Genomic DNA, 6,907 nt, shown 5'->3' with positions numbered 1-6,907 from the left:
GCCCGTACCCCACCTGCCTTCCCCGGGCCTCCTTCGCCCCCCGGGCCCGCCACGCTGGGAAAAGGCGGGGCGGTGGGTGGCTTCGCCCGGCCCTCGACGGCGGCGTCGATTCCCGCGAGCAGGCTGGTCAGCGCCGCGGTCTCGTCCTGGCCGGTCAGGTCGATCTGGACGATCGGCTGCAGCAGGGGACCCGGCTGGCATTCCGCGACCCGGACGGGAACGATCCTGCGCTCGTGCAGGATGGCGGATGATGCGATCGAGTCGTTCTGGGAATCCGCGACAAAGTCGGGGGAGAGGATGAGGACAACACGGTCCGAGAACTCGAGCATGCGGGCCATGCTGGCCGGCTGGTTCGATCCCGGCACGATGTCCCATTCTGGGTGGAACACCGTCGCGGGCCGGCTGTCGAGAAGCACCCGCTCCTCGAGAACCCAGGCGATCCACCGGGCCCAGGCGATATCCCTCCTGCTGTAGAGCAGGCCGAAGTCCTGACGGTCGCCCGGGGCGGGCGCCGAGTCCGTGAGCCCACTCGGAGGGTCACCCCCGGAGCGCATCCCGCCAGACACATCGCCCCCGTCTCAATGTGGCTCCGATATCAACCCGTGCCGATGACCGTGAGCGTGACGCGGACGGCGGTGGTGTCGACGGATCTTTCCCGCGCTCATCTTCCGGCGCACCGTAGCACGATCGTCCGGATGCGCATGCATCGGCATGATCGACGGTACCCACGGCATTCATCGTAGGCCTGTCAGGCGATGGCACGGAAGTGCTTGGGCCCCGCGCGAGTTGTATCGAGGGTGTGTGTTTCGCTGGCGATATCGTCGCCCGGCGCGTCAGGGAATGAGGGCGCCGAAGACGTCGGGGACGTCCTCGGCCAGGACGAGGAGGGTGGCGGCGCGGGTGAGGTGGTCGCTGTCCTCGGCGGGGAGCTGGCCGGCGAGGTCGGCCAGGCGCTGGCTGACGTCCGCGTAGAAGGCGTCGGTGAGTTCCTTGCCCGCGGCGGTGAGGCTGACGGTGATGGCCCGGCGGTCGATCGGCGACATCGCGCGGACCAGGTAGCCGCGCCGCTCGATCCGTTCCACCAGGCCGGTGATGCTCGACTTGTCGAGGCGCAGCATCGTGCTGATCTCGCCCATGCCGCGCGACTGGTCCTTCAGGACGCACATCAGCTGGGCCTGCGGCACGGACACCCCGTACCCGGAGCACACGCCCGCGTAGATCGAGTTGACCAGGTAGGACAACCGGACCAGGGCCACCGGTGTCGTGAACATCGCGCCCACCCTGGATCTCCGCCTCTGTCGATCGCCCGCCGCCCACTGTACCGACGGCGGGGTGGATGGCCGCGGCCCCAAGATTTGTGATACGTACTGTACGTGATAGCAATCAAAAGCAGTGGCGTGGCGGGGTCGCGGTGAGCGCGCTGTCCAGCTCGCGCCTGGTCTTCGGTGCCGGCGGCGCCGTCGGCGGCCTGAGCGCGGCGCAGACCCTCGATCTCGCGCAGAGCGCCGACGAGCTCGGGTACGACCTGTTCAGCCTCAGCGACCACCTGCACAGCGAAGCGCCCACCGTGGAGCCGCTGGCCACCCTGGGTTGGCTGGCTGGCCAGACGCGCCGCATCGAGCTGGCCACCAACGTCGCGGCCCTGCCCTACCGGGCACCGGCCGTCCTCGCGAAATCGGCCGAGACCCTCGACCGGCTCTCCGGCGGCCGGTTCGTCCTCGGCCTCGGCGGCGGCGGATACGACGCCGAGTTCCACGCCTTCGGCCTGGCGGAACGGACCGGCGGGCAGAAGATCGCCGGGCAGCGGGAGGCCATCGCCATCCTGCGCGGCCTGTGGTCCGGCGAGCCGACGACCCTGGACGGCCAGGAGTTCACCGTGCGCGGCGCCCGCATCGATCCGCGGCCGGAGCACCCGATCCCGATCTGGCTCGGCTCGTACGGACCGCGGGCACTCGCGTTGACCGGGGAGCTCGCCGACGGCTGGCTGCCCTCGATCGGCCGGGTCGGGCTCGACGGCGCCCGCCGGATGCGCGAGGTCGTGACAGGCGCCGCCACCCGGGCGGGGCGGGACCCGGCGTCGATCGTCTGTGCCACCAACGTGATCGTGCGGCTCGGTCAACGGCTGCCCGCCGGCTCCGGGGTGGTCGGTGGGACCGTCCCCGAGGTGATCGGCCAGCTCGTCGACATCGTGGCCGTGGGGTTCACCGCGTTGCTGCTCGCCGTGCCCACGGTGGAGGAGGTCGAGGCGCTCGCTCGCGACGTCCTGCCGGCGGTACGGGACGAGGTCGCCGCTCGCGGCCTGCTGCGGCTGCCCGCCGCCGACCCGGCGACGCACGGGTAGACCGCGCTGTCGCCGGACCGATATTGACAGTGAGGCTGCCACCGCGGCCGACCGGGCTCCCCGCGGCCGCGGCCGCGGTGCGCCAGGCGTTCGGCGGCTTCGACGAGGTGGCGCCGGTCGTGCGGGAGCTCCTGCGCGCGCCCGAAGGGCTGCTCGCCCGGCTGTCCGACAACGAGCGGCGCCGCGAGGCCGCCCTCGATCTCGTCCGGCACGAGGCGCCCGGCCTGGACGAGACGAGCGCCCGCCGGCTCGCCGCCGCGGTGCAGACCCTCACCGCCGCGTCCACCTGGCAGTCGCTGCGCGACTACTGGGACCTCGACGGCGCCGAGGCGGGCGAGGTCGCCGCGCTCGCCGTCGAGATGCTGATGCGGGGGGCCAGGGTCGGGCCCGCCCACCGGGAACCCGCACGGCACCGGCGCGGCCGCGATGTTCGACCGCGGGCATCTCGACCATCTGGCTCTCACCGCGGCGTCCCCCACCGCGTTCGCGACGCTGCGTGAACGGCTGGTCGCGCGCGAGGCGAGCGACGGCGTCGTCGAGGACCTCGGCGCGTTCCACAGCCTGTGGTTCCGCGACCCCGACGGTATGCGGGCCGAACTCGTCCTCATCGTCGACGTCGGCCTCGCGGGCATTCATGCGCCGCGACCACTTGACGCGGCGGTGCTCCACCACTCGGCCTAGCCTGGCCGGGGGCGGCGGCGACACCCCCGATGATGCTGGCGCTGGGGGCTTGTAGGGTCGCAAGTGGCGATCGGCGGCGGTTCGCCCACTCCCGCGGAACCTGGCCCGGGTGGGACGGTTTCCCGGCGGTGTCGGGGGTAGATGCCGCGGGTCGTCACCCCTCATCGCGCCGTGAGACGGGAGCCTCCCTGTGCCGAGTCCGCGGGTCCTCGGCCTGGTGCTGGCCGGTGGGGCCGGCAAGCGGCTGGCGCCGCTGACGGCCGACCGGGCCAAGCCCGCCGTTCCCTTCGGCGGTCTGTACCGGCTGATCGACTTCGTGCTGTCCAACCTGGTCAACGCCGGCTATCTGCGCATCGCCGTGCTCACCCAGTACAAGAGCCACAGTCTCGACCGGCACATCACCACCACCTGGCGGATGAGCAACCTGCTGGGCAACTACGTCACCCCGGTGCCGGCGCAGCAGCGCCTCGGCCCGCGCTGGTACGACGGCAGCGCCGACGCCATCCTCCAGTCGCTGAACCTGGTGTACGACGAGGACCCGGACATCGTCGTCGTCTTCGGCGCCGACCACGTCTACCGGATGGATCCCAGGCAGATGGTCGCCCAGCACCTTGACTCCGGTGCCGGGGTGACGGTCGCCGGGCTGCGGGTGCCGCGGGCCGACGCGAGCGCCTTCGGGGTGATCCAGACGGCCCGGGACGGGCGGAGCATCGAGGCGTTCCTGGAGAAACCCGCCGATCCGCCCGGCCTGCCCGACAGCCCGGACGAGACGTTCGCGTCCATGGGCAACTACGTGTTCTCGACGGACGTGCTCATCGAGGCGCTGCGCAAGGACGCCGCCGACGAGGACAGCGGCCACGACATGGGCGGCGACATCATCCCGATGCTGGTGTCGCAGCGGGCCGCCGCCGTCTACGACTTCGCCGCCAACGACGTGCCCGGCACGACCGTCCGTGATCGCGGGTACTGGCGCGACGTCGGCACCCTCGACTCCTACTTCGAGGCGCAGATGGACCTGTGCGCGCTCGACCCGGTGTTCAACCTGTACAACCGCGAGTGGCCGATCTTCACGAGTGTGCCGTCGCTGCCGCCGGCGAAGTTCGTCCACGACGACCCGAGCCGCACCGGCAGCGCGGTGAACAGCATCGTCAGCAACGGCGTGATCATCTCTGGGGGTACTGTGCGCTCGGCGGTGCTCTCGCCGGGGGTGCGGGTGCATTCCTGGTCGGACGTGGACCGGGCGGTCCTGCTCGACAACGCCGTCGTCGGCCGCGGGGCTGTCGTCCGCGACGCCATCCTCGACAAGAACGTGCACGTCCCGCCGGGCGCGCGGGTCGGCGTCGACAAGGACCGCGACCGGGCCCGCGGCTACACCGTCAGCCCCCAGGGCATCACCGTCGTCGGCAAGGGCGCCACCGTGATCGACTGAGCGGCGCCGTCCGCCGTTCGCTGGATGGCTTCGCCGCGTTCCGCGGAACGCGCCCGTCCCTGCCAGTCCCTGCCGTCGATCCGACAGAGAGCGAAGAAGACCGGCCATGCGCGTCGCGATGCTCACCCGCGAGTTCCCCCCGGACGTCTACGGCGGCGCGGGGGTGCACGTCGAGTACCTGGCCCGCGAGCTCGCCCGGAGCGTGGACCTCACCGTGCACCGGGAGGGCGACAAGGCGGCGCCCGACGATCGGATGGTCGTGGAAGCCGTCGGTGATCCGGGCAGCGGCAAGGCGGGGGTGAGCGCGCACCGGCCGTGGGCGGCGCTCGACGGCGCGAACGACGCGCTGCGCACCCTGTCGATGGACCTGTCGATGGCCGCGGCCGCCACCGGCGCCGACGTCATTCACTCCCATACCTGGTATGCGAACCTCGCCGGGCATCTGGCCGCCCTGCTCGGTGGGGTCCCGCACGTGATGACCTCGCACTCGCTGGAGCCGCACCGGCCGTGGAAGGCCGAGCAGCTCGGCGGCGGCTACCGGCTGTCGTCGTGGGCCGAGCGGGTGGCGATCGAGTCGGCGGCGGCCGTCGTCGCGGTCAGCGCCGGGATGCGCACCGACATCCTCGACGCCTACCCGGCCGTCGACCCGGCCCGGGTGCACGTCATCCGCAACGGCATCGACACCGACGAGTACCAGCCCGACCCGGCCACCGACGTGCTCGAACGGTACGGCATCGAGCCCGAGCGCCCAACGGTGATCTTCGTCGGGCGGATCACCCGGCAGAAGGGCCTGCCGGTGCTGCTGCGCGCCGCCTCGGCCCTCGACCGCCGGGCGCAGCTCGTCCTGTGCGCCGGCGCGCCGGACACGCCGGAGCTGGAGGCGGAGACGACCGCGCTGGTCGACGGCCTGCGCGCCGAGCGTGACGGGGTGGTGTGGCTGCAGGGGATGCTGCCCAAGCCCGAGGTCATCCAGCTGCTCAGCCACGCCACCGTGTTCGCCTGCCCGTCCGTCTACGAGCCGCTGGGCATCGTCAACCTGGAGGCGATGGCCTGCGGCACCGCCGTCGTCGCCTCCCGCGTCGGCGGCATCCCCGAGGTCGTCGACGATGGCACCACCGGCCTGCTCGTCCCCCCGGACGACCCGCGGGCGCTCGCCGACGCCCTCAACGCCGTCCTCGCCGACCCGGCCCGCGCCGCCGCGATGGGCAGCGCCGGCCGGTCCCGCGCCGTCACCGAGTTCGGCTGGGCCGCCGTCGCCGAGCGCACCGCCGCCCTCTACGCCTCCCTCACCGGCGGATAACTCGCGTCTCGAGTTGCCGCCGGAGGGTGGGGTCAGCTCTTCCAGGCGGTCTCGGTGACGGGGGAGCGGCCGAGCAGGGGGCGCCACCAGGCCTCGTTCTCCTTGTACCAGGCGATGGTGGACCGCATCCCCTCGGCGAAGTCGATCAGCGGGGACCAGCCGAGCTCGGTGCGCAGCTTGGTGGAGTCCAGCAGGTAGCGGCGGTCGTGCGACGGGCGGTCCGGCACGATCGTCTTCAGCGACGCGGGCAGGCCGAGTTCGGCGAGGACGGTGTCGGCGATCGTCTCGATGTCGGCCTCGACGCCGGAGCCGACGTGGTACGTCTCGCCGACCCGGCCGCGGTCGAGGACGGCGTCGATCGCCCGGCAGTGGTCCATGACGTGCAGCCACTCGCGGCGGTTCGTCGTCGACGCGTACAGGGGAAGCTGCTCGCCCTGCAGTGCGCGGGTGACGAACAGCGGGATGACCTTCTCCGGGAACTGGTACGGCCCGTAGTTGTTCGAGCAGTTCGTGATCGTGACCGGGAGGTCGTAGGTCAGGCAGTAGGCGCGCACGGCGTGGTCGCCGCCGGCCTTCGCCGCGTTGTACGGGGTGCGCGGCAGGTAGGGGGCGTCCTCGGTGAACGCGCCGGGGTCGTTGAGGTCCATGTCGCCGTAGACCTCGCAGGTGGAGATCTGGTGGAAGCGGGCGACGCCGACGGTGCGGGCGGCCTCCAGCAGCGTCTGGGTGCCCATCACGTTCGTCGAGAAGAAGTCACCGGGTCGGATGATCGCCAGGCTGTTGTGGGACTCGGCGGCGAAGTTGACGATCACGTCGACGGAGTGCTCACGCAGCGTCGACTCGATGAGCTCGCGGTCGCGGATGTCGCCGTGGACGAACGTGATCCGCTCGGCGACGTCGTCGAGGTTCTCCCGGCAGCCCGCGTACGTCAACGCGTCGAGGGCGACGACGGTGTCGGCGGGGTGCCGCTCGCGCCAGTAGCGGACGAAGTTCGACCCGATGAACCCGGCGGCTCCGGTCACCAGCAGTGTCGACATCGTGCGGCCTTTCGCTCGGCCCCGCGCGCTTCGGTGCGCGCGGCGGGCGGGGTCTCGACGGGGGCGTCGAACGGGAGGCCGAGAGCCTTGTTCACCAGCGTCCAGCGGGGCAGGTCGTC

At 72.0% G+C, this 6,907-nt stretch carries 8 protein-coding genes; 5 read left to right on the top strand and 3 right to left on the bottom strand.

Annotated features, from left to right (window positions below):
- Window positions 1-554 (bottom strand): toll/interleukin-1 receptor domain-containing protein (locus C1A33_RS17055; protein WP_133150704.1); only part of this gene is annotated, 554 nt, incomplete at its 3' end.
- Between the two features lie 279 nt (window positions 555-833).
- On the bottom strand, window positions 834-1,271 hold the full coding sequence (locus C1A33_RS17050; protein ID WP_133150703.1) for a MarR family winged helix-turn-helix transcriptional regulator: 438 nt from the start codon (window positions 1,269-1,271) through the stop codon (window positions 834-836).
- A gap of 140 nt (window positions 1,272-1,411) precedes the next feature.
- Between C1A33_RS17050 and C1A33_RS17045 the strand changes: the two genes are divergently transcribed.
- The 5 genes from C1A33_RS17045 (at window position 1,412) to glgA (ending at window position 5,751) form a co-directional block, all read left to right on the top strand.
- Entirely contained in the window at window positions 1,412-2,341 is a 930-nt protein-coding gene (locus C1A33_RS17045; protein ID WP_165818436.1) for an LLM class flavin-dependent oxidoreductase, read from the top strand.
- Window positions 2,342-2,370: 29 nt separating this feature from the next.
- Complete coding sequence (locus C1A33_RS17040; RefSeq protein ID WP_101832476.1) at window positions 2,371-2,841, top strand: hypothetical protein; 471 nt, start codon at window positions 2,371-2,373, stop codon at window positions 2,839-2,841.
- The gene (locus C1A33_RS17035) at window positions 2,768-3,022 is read left to right on the top strand and encodes a VOC family protein (protein WP_207770349.1); all 255 of its coding nucleotides are present in this window, start codon (window positions 2,768-2,770) and stop codon (window positions 3,020-3,022) included. The genes C1A33_RS17040 and C1A33_RS17035 overlap by 74 nt, the downstream gene beginning before the upstream one ends.
- Window positions 3,023-3,212: 190 nt before the next feature.
- Window positions 3,213-4,451: a glucose-1-phosphate adenylyltransferase gene (gene glgC / locus C1A33_RS17030; RefSeq protein ID WP_101832475.1), complete on the top strand. Its 1,239-nt coding sequence runs from the start codon at window positions 3,213-3,215 to the stop codon at window positions 4,449-4,451.
- 106 nt (window positions 4,452-4,557) lie between these two features.
- Window positions 4,558-5,751, top strand: a complete 1,194-nt coding sequence (gene glgA / locus C1A33_RS17025; RefSeq protein WP_101832474.1) for a glycogen synthase — start codon at window positions 4,558-4,560, stop codon at window positions 5,749-5,751.
- Window positions 5,752-5,783: 32 nt separating this feature from the next.
- Here glgA and rfbB read toward each other — a convergent pair whose 3' ends face one another.
- Window positions 5,784-6,788, bottom strand: coding sequence for a dTDP-glucose 4,6-dehydratase (gene rfbB, locus C1A33_RS17020; protein ID WP_101832473.1), 1,005 nt, complete (start codon window positions 6,786-6,788; stop codon window positions 5,784-5,786).
- Window positions 6,789-6,907 lie beyond the last annotated feature (119 nt).

It is taken from the genome of Frankia canadensis, assembly GCF_900197875.1.
In the GTDB taxonomy this organism is placed as follows: Bacteria; Actinomycetota; Actinomycetes; order Frankiales; family Frankiaceae; genus Frankia; species Frankia canadensis.
This window is presented reverse-complemented; position numbering and strand designations above follow the sequence as displayed.